We start from the raw sequence: 21264 nt of genomic DNA on the forward strand, positions 1-21264 counted from the left end.
ATGAACTTTTGCTCCAATTTGTTAGTTGAGTCTAACTATCGGGGGTGCAGTTCAATTTTCCCTCCCCTCTTGCCCATCTTATTAATAGTACTACAATCATGACACGAGACTCTTCATGATTATGGTACAATGACCTGTAATGAAATGAACTATGCAAAGAGGTGTAAGCTGCAATGTATAACGAACCTATTTTTCTACAACCAGAGTTTAAAGAACGAATCTGGGGCGGCACGAAACTTAACAAGATATTCAATTATGATATTCCTTCTGAGAATACAGGAGAATGCTGGGGGATTTCCGGACATGCCAATGGAGCCAATCGAATTAAAAACGGCCCGCTCAAAGGAAAAACGTTAGCCGAGGCCTGGAGCCAGCATCGCGAGCTTTTCGGCAATGAAGAGGGGAAAGAATTTCCGTTGCTCGTGAAAATTCTCGATTCTAAGAAAGACTTATCTGTTCAAGTGCATCCGGATGACACTTATGCTCGTGAAATTGAAAAGCAGAACTATGGCAAAACAGAGTGCTGGTATGTAATAGATTGTGAAGAAGGTTCCGAAATTATTTTTGGTCATCATGCTAACAGCCAAGAACAATTGGCATCCATGGTCGAACAGGGTCAATGGGATGAGCTGCTGCACCGCATCCCCGTCAAACCGGGCGATTTTTATTATGTACCAAGCGGAACCATTCATGCGATTGGGGAAGGGATACAAATATTAGAAACGCAGCAAAGTTCGGATATTACGTATCGTGTATACGACTACGATCGTACGGATAAAAACGGTGAGAAACGTGAACTGCATTTAGACCGCTCGCTTGACGTCACCAACGTGCCTCACGAGAATCCAACCCTTGAACGCACGCGATGGAACGAGGATGGCATATCGAAGGAGAAGCTAGTTGAGGAAACTTATTTCACGGTTCATCACTGGAGTTTTGAAGAAGAGAGCCAACGTATTACGCCCGAGACCTATCAACTCTTCAGCGTAATAGACGGTGAAGGAACACTATCGACCGAAATAGGAATTTTTTCATTTGCAAAAGGAGATCACTTCATCATCCCTTCGACCGTTGAATCTTATACGCTTGAAGGCTCTGCCTCCTTCATTACATCTGTTTCCAATAAATAATATCGAAGCCAGCTTCCAGGTAATCCTGAAAGCTGGCTTCTTTTCTGCCTTTATGAGTTTGCGGCTAGCAAAAGTGCTCCCTTGATCCCAGCTTCGTTCGTCAATCCCGGTGGTACAATATAGTCACCGATGCTTTCAGCTGTTAGAAACGGGGAACTTACATAACCTGCTAACATATCAACTACATTTTTACGGACTAAATCAAAAAGCTGCTCCTGCTGCATGACACCTCCGCCCATAATAATCCGTTCTGGGGACAAAATGTAAATGTAATTCACGAGAGCCTGAGCTAAATAATACGCTTCGATTTCCCACACTTTTTCATCATCAGCCAATTGCTGACTCGCTTTGCCCCAGCGTTTCTCAAGCGCGGGACCAGCTGCCATCCCTTCTAAGCAATCGCCGTGATAAGGGCAGACTCCTGCAAATGAATCATCGTCATGACGTTTAATCGCAATATGCCCCATTTCAGGATGAGATAGACCCTTTAACGTAGCCCCGTTAACTATCGCACCGGCGCCGATACCTGTCCCAACTGTAATATAAAGACACGAATTCACATCCGTAGCATTTCCCCAAGCCGCCTCTGATAAAGCAGCCACATTCACGTCTGTATCGACCTTCACAGATACAGCTAATTCATCTGCCAGACTTTGGACGAGCGGGAAGTCTACCCAGTCAATTTTAGGTGTTTGCTGGATGGTTCCGTAACTGTCACTCTGTTCATTCACATCAATCGGTCCGAAACTGCCGATCCCCAATCGTTCAATCCCTTTTCCTTTAAAAAATTCGTAGACTGCCGGCATCGTAATGTCCGGATGTTGAGTAGGGATAACCGTTTTCTCAAAAACGCCCCCTGCTTCATTGCCAATGGCACACACAAATTTTGTGCCGCCCGCTTCAATCGCACCTATTCTCATAACTTCAGTTCCTTTCCCTTAAAAATGAATCACATTATCTCTCAAACTCCAAATCTGCACATCTGCAGCTATAGATTCCCTTGGCTTTACTTCAAACGTCCTCACGTCTGGATCAGCAAACAGGCGTGAGGTGAATACTTCTTCTCCACCATTTACAAAAATTTCTACTGAAGAACGATCGATGTAAAACTGCAGCTGTTGCACTCCTTGTGGCAGTCTGCAGCTGCGTGATTCAACCGTCCCATCCCCATAGGCAGGACGCGTAAGGGTTAGCAGCCCTCTATCGGGGTCGTAAACTAATCGCGCATAATCCAGCACGTTGACCTCTTCAATTGGTCCGTTCACTTGCACTTCAGACGCCCTGTCGATAGTAAAATCAGTTTGTTTCGTTACCTGTTCATTATAGCGTTGCCCCGTGCGCAGATCCGTTAATTCTTCGACAGGACGCTGGATCAGTTTGCCGTGTTCAAGACTCAACTCCCTCGGAATCGTCATACAGTGAACCCAGTGGTACTGATGCGTCGGCTGGATTTTTTCCTCCGGATCCGGACACCCCATCCAGCCAACTAGCAAGCGTCTGCCTTTTTCATCACACATTGTCTGCGGAGCATAAAATTCAAAACCGCGGTCAAGTTCTTGAAAACGGTTATGCTGAAATTGCGCTTGCTGGTAATCTAGTTTTCCTACCACATAGCCTGTCTGATAAAGATTGTTATAATCAATTCCGTCAGCTTCGACGCCTTGCGGAGAAAAGAGAAGCACTTCTTGCCCGTCCAAAGTAAACAGGTCAGGACACTCCCACATGTAGCCTAGATAACCGAATTCTTCCCTGGTTGAATGAGATAATTCACCTCTGAACTCCCATTCCTTCGCATCTTTTGATTCAAACAGAACAACACATCCAAAGCGATCCTCCGTTTGTGCTCCAACTACCATGTACCACTGGCCGCCATTCTTCCACACTTTCGGATCACGGAAATGCGGCGTGTACCCTTGCGGCAGTTCAATTTCGACACCATTTTTAACAAAATGAATGCCATCAACCGTTTCAGCCGAGCATTGATAGGTTTGCCGCTGACCTTTTTCATCTTTCACATTACCAGTATAATAGACTTTCATTTTTCCGTCATAATCAATCGCACTGCCTGAGTAGCAGCCGCTTCTATCAAACCAGTCACTTGGCGTCAGAGCGGTCGGTTCTAATTTCCATTCCACGAGATTGTCAGAACTGAAATGGCCCCAGAACTTCGCACCGTGCCCTGTGTGAAACGGCATCCATTGAAAATATAGATGATAAGTACCTCTCCACTGGATCCAGCCGTTCGGATCATTGAGCAGTCCAACTGGAGGAGACATATGAAACGCCTGCCTGTAAGGATCCTGCTTTACAATTTCCTGATATGTTTCGATAGCTGTATCTGCTTGTTCTCTTAACTTTCGATCATTGCTCATACAATTCCTCCACCTTCATGAAAAAAGAAGACCCGGTAGACGCTACTAGGTCCTTTTTCACTATAATCACACTACTTTTCATTAATCTTATGGTCTTTATCACTAAACCCGAACAGGTACGTTAAGACAAAGGCAACGGCAATCGCTACAATATTCACAAGCACGTAATAGAATATTTGCTCGTTCAAGTAAAGCAGTGTTCCCGGAATAACGGTGATCGCCATCCCTGTTGCTTTAAGTTCTAAAATAGCAGCTAGGAAACCACTGATACCTCCACCGATCAGCCCCATTATGAATGGCTTTCCATAACGTAAGTTAACACCAAAGATCGCTGGTTCTGTAATGCCGAGAAAGGCAGAGATGGAGGAAGGAAAAGCTAGAGCCTTTAGCTTGTTAGATTGTGTTTTCACTCCGACAGCTAAGGCTGCTCCCCCTTGAGCTGCAATAGCGCCTGTAACAATAGGATTAAACGGGTTATACCCTAAGTTTTCAAGCAATTGAATTTCCAGGAAGTTGAAAATGTGATGCACACCAGTGATCACAATCACTTGGTTAAAGAACCCAATAATGAGTCCGCTTAATCCAAATGGAAGACCAAGCAGTGCAAGTGTTCCTGAGAAAATCCAGTTCTCCACCAAGTGTAAGACTGGCCCAAGAACCATAAGGGACAGCACAATCATCACAAGCAGTACTAGAAATGGCGTTACAATTAAATCGAGTGCTTCAGGTACACGTTTCCGGCACCATCTTTCAAATTTAGCCCCTACAATACCAGCAAAAAATGCGGGTAAAACTGATCCTTGATAACCAATGACGGGAATAAAGCCTAGAAAATAAATCGGTTCAGCAGTTCCACCTGCTACTTCCCAGGCATTGGGTAATGACGGTGAAACAAGCATAAGCCCGAGTACGAGCCCGATGATCGGTGTCCCGCCGAACACTCTGAATGTAGACCAAGCCACGAGAGCTGGCAAGAAAACAAAAGCTGTATCTGTTAATACTTGTGTAAACAGAAGGAAGTTTTCCGAAATGTCTTCAGGCGCCAAACCAAACAAAGATAATACCGCTTCTTGCGTGAGGAGGCCGCGAATCCCCATAAATAAACCAGTGGCAACGAGTACTGGAATGATCGGGACAAACACATCCCCAAACGTACGTATCGCTCGTTGAAAAGCGTTCCCCTGCTTCGCTGTTTCCTCTTTCATCTCCGACTTTGAAGTCCCAGTAACTCCTTGGTTTGTGACTTCTTCATAAATCCGATTTACCGTCCCTGTACCAAAAATAATTTGGTACTGACCAGAGTTGTAAAAGGCGCCTTTCACTTTATCAATTTCCTCAACAGCTTCTACGTTAACTTGCTCACGGTCATGCACCATGATCCGCAGTCGTGTAGCACAATGGGCGATCGATTGGATGTTGTCCTCTCCACCAATTGACTCAATAACCTGCTTAGCAATTTCTGAATTACTAGCCATGATAGATCCTCCTTTTTATTAGATGTGTGATCGATTACATATTGAATAAAATAAAAAATACCTGTATGAAGTTATGAAAATAGGGAATCGATTACACATTAGGTAAAAAATAAACTGAAGCGTTTACATCTGATTTAAAATAATTCATGTGTAATCGATTACACATGAACTTTATCTAGTACTATACACTATCTCTGCGAATCAGTCTATAGTTTTGCACAATTTTATCTTCTATTTGTTGGTTTTTCATTTGCGCCAGCAGACTCCCCGCAGCTTTTCTTCCCGCCTCTTTATTATGATATTCGACCGTAGTTAACGATGGCGTTACATACTTTGATAAAGCAGACGCTCCAATGCCAGCAACAGCGATGTCTTCCGGAATGCTGTACCCCTGTTCTTTTAAATATTCCATCGCCCCAATTGCCATCCGGTCCGTTACTACAAATACAGCATCAGGCACATCCCTCCCGCACTCCTTCAGGATGGCTTTCATGCCTTCATAACCTGATTCAATACTAAAGTCACCAACCGCCATCAAACGTTCATCCACAGAAAATCCGTTCTCCTCAAGTGCGTCGACATAAGCTTGTTTCCTCAATCCGCCGACAGCCGGATCATCTTCACCGACCCCGATGAAGGCAATACGCTGGTAGCCCTTTTGAATTATCATATTTGTCATATCTACGGCAGCATTGTAGTCATCATAGACGACGGAAGGAAAACCGGGCAGCTCCTGCCCAAGCGAAATAAACGGCAAATTGGTTTCACTGATAGCTTGAATTAAGCGATCATTCACATTCGTCGAAAGCAATATTATCCCGTCTACCTGCCTGCTCTTTAACAAGCGTACGTATTCAATTTCTTTTTCTTTATCGAGCTCTGTATCCGTTAGTAGAATTTGAAAGTTTTCTCTGGATAACACTTCATTTATTCCACCTACAACACGACTTGCTGTTTCTGTACTGATTTTAGGAAGGATCACTCCGATGACCCCGGACTTTTTCGTCCGCAACGACTTCGCTGAAACACTTGGCACATATCCTGTTTCTTCCACAATTCTAAGTATTCTCTTTCTCACGTCTTCACTTGCGTATCCGCTATTATTCAGAACTCGGGAAACTGTCGTACGTGATACGTCAGCCATTTTTGCGATGTCATTAATTGTCGTCATACTTGATCCTCCATCATTTTCATCTCTACAACTATTTTATTGGAAAAGGGATAGGATGTCTAACCAAGTCTGACAGTAACACTAAAAGCGAACAGTTCACACTCATCATGATTTTGAAACGAGTAATTGGGCAAAATCATATCGAGATTTGCTTTTTAATAACTCTTGTACTAACGATACATCATCAATAATTTTCCCCAGCATTTCGTACATGGATTGAAGGTCTTCTGTACTTCCTTTTTTTACAGACAGCAAGCAAATGAATTGTACACGCTTATCTCCCCATTGAATAGGTTTCTTAAGTGTACAAAAGCTTAGAAAAGTTTGATTCGATTGAGGTGTGATCGGATGTGGAACCGCAACTAAATTTCCAAATGATGTAGGTGCAACAGCCTCTCTCTCCTCTACCGATTCCAGAAAGCGGTGATCCACCAGACCCTTATGCTCCAACTCCTTACATGTAAAGGTTAAAACTTCTTCTTTAGTTGAAAAAGGCTGATCGAGAAATATAAGATTTTCTTTCACGTACTCAAACAATCTTGTGGAGTTCTTAAACACCATCATTTCAATCTTCTCAAGGTCTTTTTCCGCTAATATGGTGTTCACCTCAATGACTGGAATAGGCAGCAGATCTGGAATAGGCAGCAGATCTGGAATAGGAATCGAACTCACAATAAAATCAATGTCGGCAAGTGAACATTGCTGAAGTTTATAATATTCCGTTGTTGCAGCTACTTCTAATTTGGAATCGAATTCGGACTGGAGTTTGTATTTTAATAACTGTGCACTGCCGTAGCCTGAAGCACAAACAACCAAACAGCGTTTAGGCCCTTGTCTCATTTTTCCCCGCTCGATCGCAGCACCGATATGAAGAGCTAGATAGCCAATTTCATTTTCATCTATCGATACTCCCATCTCCTCTTCAAGAACAATGCCTGCTATGATTCCTGCTTCAAAAACTAACGGATAATTGAACTTTATATCATCAATCATAGGGTTGCGGATATTCATCCCATACTTAAACCTATTAATAGACGGTTTCAAGTGGAGAGCTAAGCCTACAATTAATTCGCGATCATTACGGATATTAAGGTCAAATTTTTCCTCAATCCTATTCAAGATCGATAACGTCACCTGATAAATGTCATCATCAAGTACCTCTCTGATTTCTTCATCCTGCAAATTCGTCTGGGAAATCATCTTTGTCCCCATGAGATGAATGGCAATATAAGCCACTTCTTCATGAGGGAAAGTGAGCTGAAGACATCCCTCAACTTTTGTGACAATCCGATCTGCCACGGCATATTCCGTTTGGTTAAGAATTTCATCTAGATTAATTTTATATATAGAAACATGATTCCCTGATTTAATTCTCTTGCAGGCGATCGCAAGATGAATAAATAAGTTATTTATGGCAATATCCGATGGTGTAATGTCGTTTTCTTTAATTTCTTCGATGATTATCGTCCATATCTTTGATAGTTGAGCTTCTGTTAAGAAAGGAAGTTGGTCCAGTAAAATTTGTTTGGAAGCTTTTACTTTCTTATCCCTCTCAAAAACGTATTCTGACATACAAAAACGCAGCTTAAATTCACTACCTTTTACTTTCAGACCATAGTTAGGACGCTTATCCATTACAATCTCGTACTTTTTCAAGATTTGTTTTACTTGCTTTAGGTCATTTTGAATGGTCGATTTGCTTATATACATTTCCTCGCATATATCTTCTAACTTCACATAGCTATCCTCTAACAAGAGGCGCTTAATTAAGTAACGTACTCTTTCTTCAGGAGAGTTGGGGATAACAGCATCATCTAACTGCTTCTCTTGATATGCATTTTTTATGTAGTTTCGAAAGCTTTGATTATCTTGTATAGTAAGCTTATACCCCTTCGCCCTGATTGACTCTATATGGGCTCCTTCGATCATTTCATCTAATTGTTTAATATCCTCTCTGGCTGTACGGGATGACACATCTGTAATACTGGCCAAATATCGACTCGTTAAAGCCGTATCCGCAGCCATGAGCTCACGTAATAAAATGGTCATTCGGGAGTTTAGCATGTTGCACCCTCTCACTTCCAAATTCAGTCATATTGTCGGGTACCAAAAAGGGACTGGGACATAACTAATTATTTTAAGTAAAAAGACGAACGATATGCAGTTGTAGCGGAGAAAATATACGGAGACTCCTGCGGGAGGGAAGGCCTAGGTAAGACCCCGCAGTGCGCTAGCACAAGGAATCTCAACAGCCACCCGCGGAAAGCGAAGTATATTTTCACAGCGGTTTAAATGCACCAATCATATTTTCTACTTAGTTCGGATTTTCATCTGATAAAAACACTTTTGTCCCAGCCTCTATCTTCAGGCAATCAATTCGTTATCCTTTTCTAACTGATGCTGCATGATTGAACTGAGGCAAATAGGCTTGATGTGCTTCTAGCAAATCATCTGTCAGTTGTTTAGCTATTGAATCAGATGGGACAAGTGGATTGATGGTCATTGCCAGTAAAGCCTGGTTATAATTTCCTGTGACGGCCGCTTCTGCAGCTACTCTCTCAAACGACTTAATTTGTTGCACAAGCCCGCTTACTGCGACAGGCAGTTCTCCGACATGAATGGGTTTAGGGCCTTTTTTCGTAATGGTGCAGTTCACTTCTACTGCGGAATCATCTGGTAAACCTTTAATGGTTCCATTATTTCTCGTATTTACAGGCTGAATATCACCTTTATCATTATAGATGGAGCTAATTAAACTACAAGCAGCGTCACTATAATAAGCTCCGCCACGCTCCTCCAATTGTGGAGGCTTAGTTGCTAATTCACGGTCTTTATACAGTTCAAACAGATTGTGCTCTAATTGCTTCACAACTTCTGCGCGTGTACCTGTCTCATTCATCTCGGCAAGTTCGCTCTCAAGCATTTTACTCGTTTGATAGTAGTAACGATGATAAGGACAAGGCAGGATTCCGAGAGCTTGAATAAATTCAGGCTCCCAGCCTAAATCAACAATGTTTTTCATCGTTAATCCAGCACCGCTGCTAAGTTTATCTATAACTTGATCGGTTATTCGCTCCCCGTCTAAATAAACATCGGTTCCATACACCATATGATTCAACCCGGCAAAATCGATGAAAATGCGCTCCGCATCAACCCCAAGTATGTTCGCAACACCCATCCTCATTCCAACCGGGACATTACATAATCCAACTGTTTTATGGATAGTACTGTATCGTAAAACCGCTTCCGTAACCATGCCTGCAGGATTGGAGAAATTGATTAGCCATGCGTCGGGACATAATCGTTCCATATCTCGGCATATATCAAGTATCACTGGTATCGTGCGCAATCCTTTAAATAAACCTCCTGGCCCGTTTGTTTCTTGTCCGATCACGTTGTACTTTAGGGGAATGCGTTCATCTAATGCCCTGGCTTCTAACAGTCCGACGCGGATTTGAGTGGTCACAAAATCTGCGTTTTCTAAGGCTTCTTCACGGTTATAAGACAGATGAACTTCAATAGGCACCCCAGCTTTTTCAACCATTCTTCTAGCTAATGCTCCCACCGTTTCCAGCTTTTCTTTTCCTTCGGGGATATCGACCAGCCAAAGCTCCTTGATAGGCAGTTCTTCGTATCGATTAATAAAGCCTTCAACTAGTTCAGGTGTATAGCTGGATCCTCCACCAATTGTAACAACCTTTATCCCTTCCATCCTCACACCTCACCTTTTAGATTTACCTTTTAAAAACCGTTCTGTTCAGCAACATTTTTCATAAAATAAGCACTCTTCTTCGGCTTCCGCTCTTTGGTCTCCAAATCTACTGAAAAGAATCCGTATCGATTCTTGTATGCATTCATCCATGACCAGTTGTCCATAAAGGACCAGAGATGATAGCCTTTTGCGTTACAACCTTCTTCTATAGCCTGATGAAGCCATTTTAAATGGCCTGTTATAAAATTTATTCGGTAATCATCCTCAATTCTGCCTTCTTTCATAAATCGCTCCTCATCCTGAACACCCATCCCATTTTCAGAGATAAATGACCCGATGTTTCCGTAATTCTCTTTGAGGTTGATCATGATGTCATAAATCCCTTTCTCATAGATTTCCCAGCCACGATATTTGTTCATTTTTCTCCCAGGCATCTCATAGTTATCAAAAAACCAGTCAGGCATAAATGGACTATAAGGGTTAGGCAGATGATCTTTTGCTTTCACTCTTCGGGGCTGGTAATAGTTTACGCCCAGCAAATCAACTGTATTGGCTGCCATTAATTCCGTATCCCCTTCTTCTGTTTCCGGAAGCTGGCCATGTTCTTCTAACAATTGTATGAGCTTATGCGGATAGCTGCCTAGTACGGACGGATCTAGGAAACTTCTATTGAAAAATAGATCGGCAATTTCTGACGCTTTCAGGTCAGCAGGATTTTGGCTTCTTGGGTAAGAAGGGGTTAAGTTCAATATGATACCAATTTGACTTTCACCAAAGTGATGGGACCTGAATTTCTCGATAGCTTTAGCACTGGCGATCATAGTATTGTAACCGACTTGAATGGCACGTTTCGCATCAACGACGTTAGGATAATGAAAATCATAAAGATAGCCGCCTTCTACCGGGACAATTGGCTCGTTGAAGGTAAACCATTTATGAACACGGTCTCCAAATAGATCGAAGCAGACATTGGCGTAGTCAACAAATAAATCGACAACCTGTCTATTTTCCCAACCGCCAATCTCTTGCATTTCTAGCGGCATATCAAAATGAAAGAGATTAACAAATGGTTCGATATCATGAGCTATTAATTCATTAATGACATCGTTATAAAATTTTACAGCTTCCTGATTAATCTCACCTCGGCCTCCCGGGAGCAGCCTGGACCAGGAAATCGATAATCGAAACGAATTATGGCCGATATCTTTCATTCTTTTAATATCATCTTGATAGGAGTGATAGAAATCAGAAGTTGTTTCCGGTCCTACTCCTTCGAAAAAACGATTAGGTTCTATTGCATACCAATAGTCCCATATATTCAGTCCCTTTCCCCCTTCAGCAGCAGCTCCTTCGATTTGGGTGGCTGACACCGCACTTCCCCACCAAAAACCTTCAGGAAATTTATATTCAATAGACATAAACGATCTCCTCCCCTACTTATTTTTATAGATTTCGATTATTTCTACGGCCAGGTCGCGAACAGTCATTGAAGTCATCAAGTGGTCCTGAGAATGAACCAATAACACATTGATAGGGTTCTCCTCTCCACCTGCCTCTTTTTGTAGTAACTTTGTTTGGTATTTATGCGATTTGACCAGCTCTTCTCCTGCTTCTTCAATTAAACGATCCGCTTCTGTAAAATTACCTGCTTTCGCCTGCTGAATAGCCTCCATCGCATTGGCTTTGCCATTTCCTGCATAAAGAATAATTTGAAAGGAAATTTCCGTGATATCTATGTTTTCTGTTTTATTTTCCATTACCATGCTCACTCCTGAGGTTCAGTATAGTTAGGCACTTTGATTAGTTGATTCTTCATCATCTCTTTCAGACTCATAGTACTGATTATCCAATATCTTCAAGAACGGCCACCAAATTAAGAATACAATACCAATATTAAAGGCTTGCAGTACCCCTCCCTGCCACGAATTGGTGGCTATCGCTCCGTTTAAGATCGTTGGGGTGGTCCATGGTACGATAACCCCTGTAGGAGGCGGAACTAAACCTGAAGCCATAGACATATACGTAATGACCGTTACTACAACTGGAGCCACTAACCAGGGAAGGAGAACGATTGGATTCATAATAATGGGCAACCCGAAAATAATCGGTTCATTAACGTTGAAAATTCCAGCAGGAGCTCCTATCTTACCAATTTCTTTCATTTGCCTGCTTTTCCCGATTAAAAAGATTCCCAAGATGACGGCCAGCGTCATTCCTGAGCCGCCCATGCCGACAATGAAAGAATCAATAAACTGTTTACTTACGATATGAGGAACCTCTTCCCCAGCTTGAAATGCTGCCAGGTTTTCTGTCGCAAGTGAATACCAAATTGGATCCATTACAGAGTTGACAATAATCTGTCCATGCAACCCAAAGAACCAGAAGATTTGAATAAGTAAAACGGCGGCGATAGTAGCCGGAAGTCCGCTTCCAAGTGCTGTTAGAGGGGCTTGAACAACGGTATAAATAAAGTTTTGTACATCTCCAAACGGCGTGTAGCTAAAAATAATGCGTACCATTAAAAAGATAGACAATGTAAAAGTTATCGGAAGTAATGCGCTAAACGAGCGCGATACAGCACCCGGGACACCTTGGGGCATTTTAATCGTCCAGTCTTTCTCTACGAAAAAACGATATAACTCCGCAGCTGTAAAAGCTGTGAAAATGCCTAAAAACATCCCTTTTGCACCCAGATTCTCCGTAGCTATAACACCAGTTACATCACCCAAAACTTGAGGAGTTAAGATGAGAAAGGCAGCCAGAGCTGTCACCCCGCCGTAGATCGCTTCTCCCTCATAGTACTCTGTCAATTTGTAACCAATCCCGACAATCACAAAAGTAGCCATGATCGAAAGCGTGCCCGCTGAAGCAGGAGCCAATGCTGCTTGATATTCAGCATAAGCCTCCTCACCAATTAACATGTCGAGAAATGGCAGGTTTGCAATAACCACAAAAATGGAACCAAAAATAATTAATGGCAATGCGATCATAAAACCATCTCTGAGTGATGTTAAATAACGATTATTATTTAATTTATCCGCCACTGGCATCAAAATATTTTCTAATACATCCATGAATTTGTTCACTGTACCCATCCCCCCTACAAAATTATGATTCTATTAATTTAAGAGCTTTTTCCAGCACAGCATTTCCATCCACTCTTCCGTAAGACATCGGATCAATGACATCAACTGGTATTCCGATGTCAGCCGCTGTTTTTTCAAATTTCTTCTTCATAAATTTCATTTGCGGGCCAATTAACAGAACATCCGCCTGTTTCATATCCTTTGGAGCTTTATCCTGTGCTACCGCCCAGATTTCACATTCTATTCCTTTTTCTTTAGCAGCTTCTTTCATTTTTGTGACGAGTAGACTAGTTGACATTCCTGCAGAACAAGCGAGTAATATTCTCTTCATTTGTTTGTGCCTCCTTATGGTACTTTTGCTATTAGATTAAGTCTATTTTATAAGCGTTTACATTTACACCTAGACTTTTTCCGTTGCAAAGCGGAAATACCTGATTACAAAACTAATCTATTAGGTAAAAGGCTTATATCCCAAACCATACCGTCAGAAAAAACCAATCAATGGATTTCTTTTCTTAAAACATTCCTCTTATCAAAAGGATTGGATAAAAGAATGAACGATAATAGGAGTCCAATTCATAGAGAAGTAAAAAATGATCATTCCTGGATGCTGACTGTCTGGTATGATAGAGGTAGATCCATATTTTTATAGGTGGGAGGATTTAGCACATGAACACTATATTTGTAGCAGGACACTCAAAACTGCCCACGGGTATCGCGGCGAATCATATTTCAGAATCGTTAACACTGACACTGGAAGTAGATCAAAACTACGGAGTGATTATCGATGCCTCTTGTACGTTAGCGACAGATCATGGACGCGATTTTATTAAAACTTTGTTAAAGGGGTATAGTTTAAAGGATGGAATAGAAGGACCGCTTGCTCGTCTTCACGAAGGTTATTTAGGGAAGGCCGGCAATGCTTTAGAGGCTGCTTTAAAGGATTCTCATAAACAATATCAGTTACATACCGAAAAATCTTAAGGCATAACATACCGCGAGGAAAAAGGGAGTAGTATTCCCCCGTACGTTTACACAAAAAAGCTTGTAAAAAAACCAAAGAGTTTCTCTACAAGCTAAGAGCACAATGTCATCTGTGCTCTTTTTTTTATGATGTTTACCTGAGATTTATACAGACGTAGACTGTCTTTTCTTAGGATGGCGAACAGCCAGGATGAATACGGCCAAACAAAAGATCAGACAAATAACAGCCATGTTGTGTAAATGCTGAATGTCCATATGGCCGGTAAAGACAATCCCGAGCAGACAGGTCGATAGAATTGAGCCAAAGTACCGGCTTGTTTGGAAAAGTCCTGATGCTGAGCCGGTTTCTTCTGGCTTTACATGATCGTAAAGGGCTGTTTGCATGGAAATTTTATTAAAGCCATTACTCACTCCTAGTACAGCCATAATGATCAGCAGCCACCAGAGCGGAGACGTTTCGTGCAAAGTTAACAAAAGTGCTGTACCTATGAACAAGGTCACGGCTCCCGATAATAACGGCGGTTTAGAGCCATTTTGATCAATCCAACGTCCGGCGATCGGAGAGATCATAACCCCGACTCCCGCCATAGCCAGCATGATCAGCCCCGTCTCTTTTCCACTGTAATGACGAACTTGCTGCAAAAAGGTCGGCAGCCCGAAAAAGTAACAATAATAGATAAGGTTGATCGTCATAAATTGGATATAAATCCATGTTACAGGGACGTTACTTTTAAGCGATACGAGATCTATAAACGGTTCCTGCTGCCTTTTTTCATAATAATAAAAACCTGTAAAAGCAGCGAGCGCCACGGGCAAAGCCCACCATTTTATTTCATTTGCCAGGGAAAGGAGAAATAGAATTAAGCATACTGTCCCTGTCGTAAATAACCCCATTCCCATAAAATCAATTCTGCTTAACTCCACCTTCCCTTGTCCTTTTTCTGGCAAAACGAAAATCGCCAAAACGAAGGAAAGAATGATAAACGGTAAGTTTATTAGAAAAATAGCCGGCCAGTTCCACGAGTCTATTAAAAAACCGGCAATCGATGGTCCAAATGCAGCGGATGTCGAGGCGAACACAGATAAAGCTGCTAATGCTTTTCCCTGCCCCTTCGTAATACTTGTTCGAATCATTGACATTCCGCTTGGAAATAAGGTCGAACTGCCAATGGCCTGCAATGCTCGATAAACCAATAACCATTGAAAGTTGGGAGAAAAGGGCGCAAGCAAGGATGTGACTGCAACAAGTACTAGTCCAGATAAAAATAGCCGTTTAGGGCCGAACATATCACTTAGCTTCCCCATAACAGGCTGAGCAGCGGCACTCGCGATATAAAAAACCGATATTAACCAGGAGGCGTCGGCAAAAGTCAACTCAAACTCATGCTGCAGGCGCGTGACGGCTACGGAAATCATCGATGAGTTTAACGGATTAAGTAGGGTTCCGAGACCGATTGTTACGATCAGGAGCCATGGTCTTCCAGAAAGTTTGATCATTCCTATCACCTGAATACTTTATTAGTAGTTTAATCATATGATAAACAAGCTGTTCTAAAAAGAAACTAGCTCAGCGGGGAGACCTTTCTCTGCTTTGATCGGCGCTCTCTACCCTTTGATCGGCGCTCACAAAAAAGGACGCGCCAGGCACGTCCTTTTTTGTGAAGCTAATCAGAAATATACTTTATCTTACATCATCTGATTTTGATTCAGCACGATTACGCTCCCCGGAGTCAGGTTCCGACCGAATTAACTTAAACGTGCCAATCCCTTTTGCCAGCATGTTCCCTTTCTGATCATACATTTCTGCTTCTGCGATCACCGTCCGATACCCTTGCTGCAATATCCTTCCTCGTGCTACCACATCACCCGTTGAACTCGGTGCTAAGTAATTGATATTAAGATTGATCGTCGAGCAGTGTGTTTTTGTTGTCGAGCGGATCGTCATGCCTAATATTAAGTCAAGCATTGTTGCATGCACCCCGCCATGCAGCGTGCCATTCGCATTCATTAATTTTTCCGTGATCGGAAGCTTTAGCAGGACGTTCCCTCGTTCAAACTCTGTAATTTCAAAGCCTATGTGCGAGAAAAATGGACTAGTTTCAAAGCTTTCACGCACTTCGTCAATCGTTATCGTCAATCCAACCTCCTCCTATTTCCCTTGAAAATCAGCTTTCCGCTTCTCAAGAAAAGCCCGCGTGCCTTCATTTTTATCTTCAGAGTTAAATAGAATCGCCTGCGACAGTTTTTCAAGCATTAATCCTGTCTTTATATCGGTATCCGTACCCATGTGCACAGAAAGTTTCGCTAATTTTACCGCTAGAGGGCCTTTAGCTAGAATCTTCGCAGCAATCTCTTTCACTTTAGAAGATAATTCATCAGGCTCAACTGCCTCTGCTACAAGGCCAAACTGAACGGCTTCCTGCGCATCAATAATTCTCCCTGTCAAAATCATTTCAAGGGCTTTTCCTTTTCCTACGAGCCTGGCAAGCCGCTGCGTACCGCCTGCTCCCGGAATAATCGATAGATTTAACTCTGGGAGACCTAATTTTGCCTTGGTAGAGGCGACCCGAATATCGCAAGCCATGGCTAATTCACATCCACCGCCAAGCGCATAGCCGTTGATCATTGCAATCGTTGGCTTCTCATAGCTTTCGATCACATCATACACGTGTTGCATTCCTTTAGGAGTTAGAGCGTCAGCAGCCGTTTTTTCTGTCAACTGGCTGATATCCGCTCCTGCAGCGAAGGATTTGTCTCCTTTTCCGGTAAAAACAACTACCCCGACTTCCTCGTCTTCGGCAAGTTTCTCCAATGCTTGGATCATTTCATCTAATGTTTCTTTATTCAAAGCGTTCCGCACATTTGGTCGGTTGATCGTAATGTAGGCAAGCTGATTCTCTGTTGTTAATTCAATCTGTTGAAATGTCATGTTTTCATTCCTTTCTTCGAGGTTTAGAGGTATAATCCGGCGTTCAGTGTTCGTATTCCAGCGGTTATACCCATTATTCCGGCGCCCATTCCCCGTATTCCGGCGTTTATACCCATTATTCCGGCGCTCACCCTCCATATTCCGGCGTTACGCCTCTCATAACCGATATATGATTAAACCAGCTCGACCATCATCGCCATGCCTTGACCGCCGCCTGCACATAAAGTGGCCACCCCAAGTGATTCCTCTCGCCTTTTCATTTCATGTAAAAGGGTTGTAAGAATTCTCGCCCCGCTCGCGCCGACGGGATGACCGAGTGCGATGGCTCCTCCATTGACGTTAACTTTATCTGGATCTAGAGCAAGTTCGCGAATGACGGCAAGCGATTGAGAAGCAAATGCTTCATTCAATTCGACGAGTCCAACATCCTCAACTTGTTTTGCTGTCTTTTCCAGCAGCTTTTTCACAGCAGGAACAGGTCCGACTCCCATGATTTCCGGTGATACACCGGACGTCGCCCAGTCGACAACCCGCGCAAGTGGAGATAACCCTAATTCTCTGGCCTTCGATGCTTTCATCAGGACTAACGCAGTCGCTCCATCATTTCTGCCACAGGCGTTCCCAGCCGTTACCGTTCCATTCTCTTTAAACGCAGGTCGTAATGTTGACAGTTTTTCTAACGTAGTTTGCGGACGAGGATGCTCATCTGTATCAACGGTAAAATTTTGCTTTTTTCCTTTTACCTCTACTGATACAATTTCATCTTTAAACCTCCCTGCTTCAATTGCCTGTGAAGCCCGCTGCTGGCTTTCGATGGCAAACGTATCCTGATCTTCCCTGGAAACCGAGTACTTTTCCGCAACGTTTTCAGCAGTGATGCCCATCCCTAAGTTCTTTCCATAGATCTCCTTCGGCTGCTGACCCGCTTCGAGATTAGAATCTACTAACTTCGTTTGATCGCCGCCGAATCGCGAGTTTCTTAGATAAATAGGGGAACGGCTCATACTTTCCACGCCGCCGGCCACAACAATATCCGCTTGATCAAATGTAATTTGCTGAACAGCTGAAGCGACGGCTTGCATGCCTGAAGCACACAATCGATTAATTGTATAAGCGGTCGCAGATTCCGATATTCCCGCCCGTAACGCAGCGACTCTGGCCACGTTAGAGGACTCAGTCGTCTGCCGCACTTCCCCCATGATCGCTTCATCAACTTGTTCAGGTGAGATGCCTGCCCGCTTAATCGATTCTTCTATGGCAACAGCTGCTAAATGGCCGGATGATAGCGATTTAAGTGAACCTCCGTAGCGGCCAATCGGCGTTCTTACAGCACTCACTATGACCATATCATCTTTCATATAATCCCCTCCCTAGCTATATTCTTTTCTCAACTGTCCAGAGATAATATTCTTTTGAATTTCCGATGTGCCTTCATAAATTCTAGTAATCCTTGCATCTCGGAAAAAGCGTTCAATTGGAAAATCGGAGATGTAGCCGATTCCTCCATGGACCTGCACAGCTTTATCAGCCACACGGTTATAAACTTCTGATCCATATAACTTCAGCATCGCCGCTTCTTTAATGACTTTCTGACCTTCATCAACCATCCAGGCGATTCGATACGTAAATGACCGGAGTGCTTCAATCTCCACAGCCATTTCGGCTACCATGTGAGCGACAGCCTGATGTTCGATGATCGGGACCCCGAACTGCTCACGTTCCTGAACATACTCCATCGATAAATCGAGCAGCTTTTGACACGAACCTAAATTTCTAGCAGCTAATCCAGCCCGGCCATTGGCTAAAATTTTTAGCGCGTTCACATAGCCTTGCCCCTCATCACCTAGAACGTTTTCAACGGGAACCTCGCAATCTTCCAAAATGATTTCGGCCGAATGGGAGCCGTGCAGCCCCATCTTCGGTTCAACCGCCCCGACTTGAAAGCCAGGGAAATCTTTTTCCACGATAAAAGAAGTAATGCCTTTGGCGCCTTTACTGGCGTCTGTCACCGCCATTACTGTAAAGACATCAGCTTCTGTGGCATTGGTAATATAATGTTTCGTCCCATTTATAATATAGCGGTCGCCTTTTTTTACTGCGGTCGTTTTTAAATTGGTCGCATTCGAGCCAGCACTTGGTTCAGTAAGTGCGAAGGCACCAATCGATTCTCCGCTAGCCAGCTTAGGTAAGTATTTTTGCTTTTGTTCTTCGTTGCCAAGTTCAACAATGCCGACGGTTCCGATGCCAGTATGGGCACCGATTAGTGTGGTGTAACCATTATGAGTAGCGCCGATTTCTTCATAAAGCGCACACTTTCCCACCATTCCAATCCCTAACCCGCCGTACTCTTCAGGGATGCTAAGGCCAAACAAGCCCATTTCCTTGGACATCTCGATAATTCGGTCAGGAATGTGGTTTTCCTTTTCAATTTCCATTGCCACAGCTTCTACTTCTGTTTGGACAAAATCACGAACATTTTTCTTTAAAAATTCAATCTCTTCTCCTAAGTTAAAATCCATCGTTCTCCCTCCTGACTTCACATGTAAGTATAAAAACCTTTCCCTGTTTTCTTGCCTAAGCGCCCGGCCTCGTTCCCGCCCCAATTACACTTACATTTCGAATCACGGCTTACACACCGACTTTCAGCGCTTTTATTTCTTGTGTAAGCAATGGAATCACATCAAACAGGTCACCAACAATTCCATAATCGGCTACGTTAAAGATATTAGCTTCGGGATCTTTATTAATGGCTACAATCGTTTTTGAATTCGACATGCCGGCCAAGTGCTGTATGGCCCCGGAAATTCCGCAGGCAATATACAGATCTGGGGTAACCACTTTCCCCGTTTGCCCAATTTGTAATGCATAGTCGCAATAGCCGGCATCGCATGCACCGCGGGAAGCGCCGACAGTTCCGCCTAATACGTCGGCGAGCTCATGCAGCGGGGTAAAGCCTTCTTCACTTTTCACACCTCGGCCGCCTGCAATGATCACTTTTGCCTCAGATAAATCCACGCCGTCTGTTGTATTGCGGATCAGTTCCTTAATCGTCGTTCGGAGGTCTTTAATCTCGACATCAATCGAGGTAACTTTACCTGTCCGTGTTTCATCTTTATCCAGCGGCTGTATGTTATTCGGCCGAATCGTGGCAAAGGTCACCCCATCTGTAATCACTTTCTTTTCAAAAGCTTTCCCGGAATAGATCGGCCTTGTGAACTGCACGTCATCACCTTGTTTTTCAATAGCAGTCACATCGGAAATGAGTCCCGTCTTAAGCTTACTTGCAAGTCTAGGCGCAAGATCTTTTCCTAAGGCTGTATGGGCGAAAACAAGACCTTCCGGCTGCTCCGTTTCGATGACATCGGTTAAGGCCTGTGTATAGCCGTCCGAAGTATAGTGGCTGAGGTTCTTATGTTCAACTGTCACTACGCGGTCTGCGCCATAGTGGATCATCTCCTGTGCGAGACCCTGCACCGCTTCGCCCAACAATACCGCTACAATTTCACCATCTTCTGCAATCGCTTTGGCTGCTGCAATGGTTTCGAATGATGCGTTCCTCAGACTTCCTTCACTGGTCTCTCCTAATACCAACACTTTTTTACTCATTTATGCACACTCCTTTTGTTAAATGACTTTTGCTTCTTTTTGTAACAAGGCCACCAATTCATGCACTTGTGCGCTGATTTCTCCTTCTAGCACTCTTCCCGCTTCCTTCTCTGGAGGAAGGACAACGTTTATTGTTTTCGTTTTGGCTTCTACATCTTCTTCTTCAAGATCCAGATCATCGAGCTCAAGCTCTTCTAGCGGTTTCTTTTTCGCCTTCATAATCCCCGGCAGGGAAGGATAACGAGGTTCGTTGAGACCTTGCTGGGCCGTTACAAGCAATGGAAGGGTCGCTTCAATTTTTTCAATGTCACCCTCTACATCCCGTTCTATCAGCGCCTGGGATCCATCTATTTCTAAATTAGTAATCGTTGTAATCGCTGGTATATCGAGAAATTCCGCCAGTCTTGGCCCGACTTGACCGGACCCTTCATCAATCGCAACGTTTCCGGCTAAGATTACATCCGCTTCTTTATCTTTGAAAAATTCCGCCAGAATCTTTGCTGTCGTATAGGCGTCACCGTCTTCTAGGTCTTCCTCTGTGTTAATTAAAACGGCTTTATCTGCTCTCATAGCTAAGGCAGTGCGCAGCTCCTTCTCGGCTTCTTCATCTCCAATCGTGACGACTGTAACTTCGCCGCCATGCTGCTCTTTTAGTTGAACGGCTTCCTCCACGGCATATTCATCATAAGGATTTATGATGAACTCTGCACTCTCCTCGGCAACTCTACCATCGTCAATGACGATCTTTTCCTCGGTATCAAACGTCCGCTTCATCACCACAAATAAATTCATGGTCATT

At 43.4% G+C, this 21264-nt stretch carries 19 protein-coding genes; 2 read left to right on the forward strand and 17 right to left on the reverse strand.

Features of this window, described 5'->3' with window-relative positions; all coding sequences use genetic code 11:
* Positions 1-173 precede the first annotated feature (173 nt).
* Positions 174-1130, forward strand: a complete 957-nt coding sequence (gene manA, locus G6R08_RS05465; RefSeq protein ID WP_163527054.1) for a mannose-6-phosphate isomerase, class I — start codon at positions 174-176, stop codon at positions 1128-1130.
* A 50-nt stretch (positions 1131-1180) separates the two neighbouring features.
* On the opposite strand, the gene G6R08_RS05470 is transcribed toward manA, so the two are convergent.
* The 10 genes from G6R08_RS05470 to G6R08_RS05515 form a co-directional block, all read right to left on the reverse strand.
* On the reverse strand, positions 1181-2050 hold the full coding sequence (locus G6R08_RS05470; RefSeq protein WP_163527055.1) for an ROK family protein: 870 nt from the start codon (positions 2048-2050) through the stop codon (positions 1181-1183).
* Between the two features lie 18 nt (positions 2051-2068).
* Entirely contained in the window at positions 2069-3502 is a 1434-nt protein-coding gene (locus G6R08_RS05475) for a sucrose-6-phosphate hydrolase (RefSeq protein ID WP_163527056.1), read from the reverse strand.
* Positions 3503-3573: 71 nt separating this feature from the next.
* Complete coding sequence (locus G6R08_RS05480; protein WP_163527057.1) at positions 3574-4977, reverse strand: sucrose-specific PTS transporter subunit IIBC; 1404 nt, start codon at positions 4975-4977, stop codon at positions 3574-3576.
* A gap of 181 nt (positions 4978-5158) precedes the next feature.
* Complete coding sequence (locus tag G6R08_RS05485; protein WP_163527058.1) at positions 5159-6148, reverse strand: LacI family DNA-binding transcriptional regulator; 990 nt, start codon at positions 6146-6148, stop codon at positions 5159-5161.
* A gap of 105 nt (positions 6149-6253) precedes the next feature.
* Positions 6254-8212 (reverse strand): BglG family transcription antiterminator, encoded by a 1959-nt coding sequence (locus tag G6R08_RS05490; RefSeq protein WP_163527059.1) that lies wholly within the window; start codon positions 8210-8212, stop codon positions 6254-6256.
* Positions 8213-8528: 316 nt separating this feature from the next.
* The gene (locus tag G6R08_RS05495) at positions 8529-9860 is read right to left on the reverse strand and encodes a 6-phospho-beta-glucosidase (protein WP_163527060.1); all 1332 of its coding nucleotides are present in this window, start codon (positions 9858-9860) and stop codon (positions 8529-8531) included.
* A 29-nt stretch (positions 9861-9889) separates the two neighbouring features.
* A complete protein-coding gene (locus G6R08_RS05500) occupies positions 9890-11278 on the reverse strand; it encodes a glycoside hydrolase family 1 protein (RefSeq protein WP_163527061.1) in 1389 nt (462 codons plus the stop codon).
* Between the two features lie 15 nt (positions 11279-11293).
* Complete coding sequence (locus tag G6R08_RS05505) at positions 11294-11617, reverse strand: PTS sugar transporter subunit IIA (RefSeq protein ID WP_163527062.1); 324 nt, start codon at positions 11615-11617, stop codon at positions 11294-11296.
* A gap of 30 nt (positions 11618-11647) precedes the next feature.
* The gene (celB, locus tag G6R08_RS05510) at positions 11648-12946 is read right to left on the reverse strand and encodes a PTS cellobiose transporter subunit IIC (protein ID WP_163527063.1); all 1299 of its coding nucleotides are present in this window, start codon (positions 12944-12946) and stop codon (positions 11648-11650) included.
* Positions 12947-12968: 22 nt separating this feature from the next.
* Positions 12969-13277, reverse strand: a complete 309-nt coding sequence (locus G6R08_RS05515; protein ID WP_163527064.1) for a PTS sugar transporter subunit IIB — start codon at positions 13275-13277, stop codon at positions 12969-12971.
* Between the two features lie 338 nt (positions 13278-13615).
* On the opposite strand from G6R08_RS05515, the gene G6R08_RS05520 reads away from it, so the two are divergent.
* A complete protein-coding gene (locus G6R08_RS05520) occupies positions 13616-13930 on the forward strand; it encodes a DUF3870 domain-containing protein (protein ID WP_163527065.1) in 315 nt (104 codons plus the stop codon).
* A 144-nt stretch (positions 13931-14074) separates the two neighbouring features.
* Here the strand turns inward: G6R08_RS05520 and G6R08_RS05525 are convergent, their stop codons facing one another.
* The 7 genes from G6R08_RS05525 to G6R08_RS05555 form a co-directional block, all read right to left on the reverse strand.
* A complete protein-coding gene (locus G6R08_RS05525; protein WP_163527066.1) occupies positions 14075-15427 on the reverse strand; it encodes an MFS transporter in 1353 nt (450 codons plus the stop codon).
* 184 nt (positions 15428-15611) lie between these two features.
* A complete protein-coding gene (locus G6R08_RS05530) occupies positions 15612-16067 on the reverse strand; it encodes a PaaI family thioesterase (RefSeq protein WP_163527067.1) in 456 nt (151 codons plus the stop codon).
* Between the two features lie 12 nt (positions 16068-16079).
* On the reverse strand, positions 16080-16859 hold the full coding sequence (locus tag G6R08_RS05535) for an enoyl-CoA hydratase/isomerase family protein (RefSeq protein ID WP_163527068.1): 780 nt from the start codon (positions 16857-16859) through the stop codon (positions 16080-16082).
* A 173-nt stretch (positions 16860-17032) separates the two neighbouring features.
* Entirely contained in the window at positions 17033-18217 is a 1185-nt protein-coding gene (locus G6R08_RS05540; protein ID WP_163527069.1) for a thiolase family protein, read from the reverse strand.
* 12 nt (positions 18218-18229) lie between these two features.
* Complete coding sequence (locus G6R08_RS05545; protein ID WP_163527070.1) at positions 18230-19378, reverse strand: acyl-CoA dehydrogenase family protein; 1149 nt, start codon at positions 19376-19378, stop codon at positions 18230-18232.
* A 109-nt stretch (positions 19379-19487) separates the two neighbouring features.
* Positions 19488-20465, reverse strand: coding sequence for an electron transfer flavoprotein subunit alpha/FixB family protein (locus G6R08_RS05550; RefSeq protein ID WP_163527071.1), 978 nt, complete (start codon positions 20463-20465; stop codon positions 19488-19490).
* 18 nt (positions 20466-20483) lie between these two features.
* Complete coding sequence (locus tag G6R08_RS05555; protein ID WP_163527072.1) at positions 20484-21257, reverse strand: electron transfer flavoprotein subunit beta/FixA family protein; 774 nt, start codon at positions 21255-21257, stop codon at positions 20484-20486.
* Positions 21258-21264: the final 7 nt, after the last annotated feature.

The sequence above is a fragment of the Halobacillus ihumii genome, assembly GCF_902726645.1.
Lineage (GTDB): Bacteria > Bacillota > Bacilli > Bacillales > Halobacillaceae > Halobacillus_A > Halobacillus_A ihumii.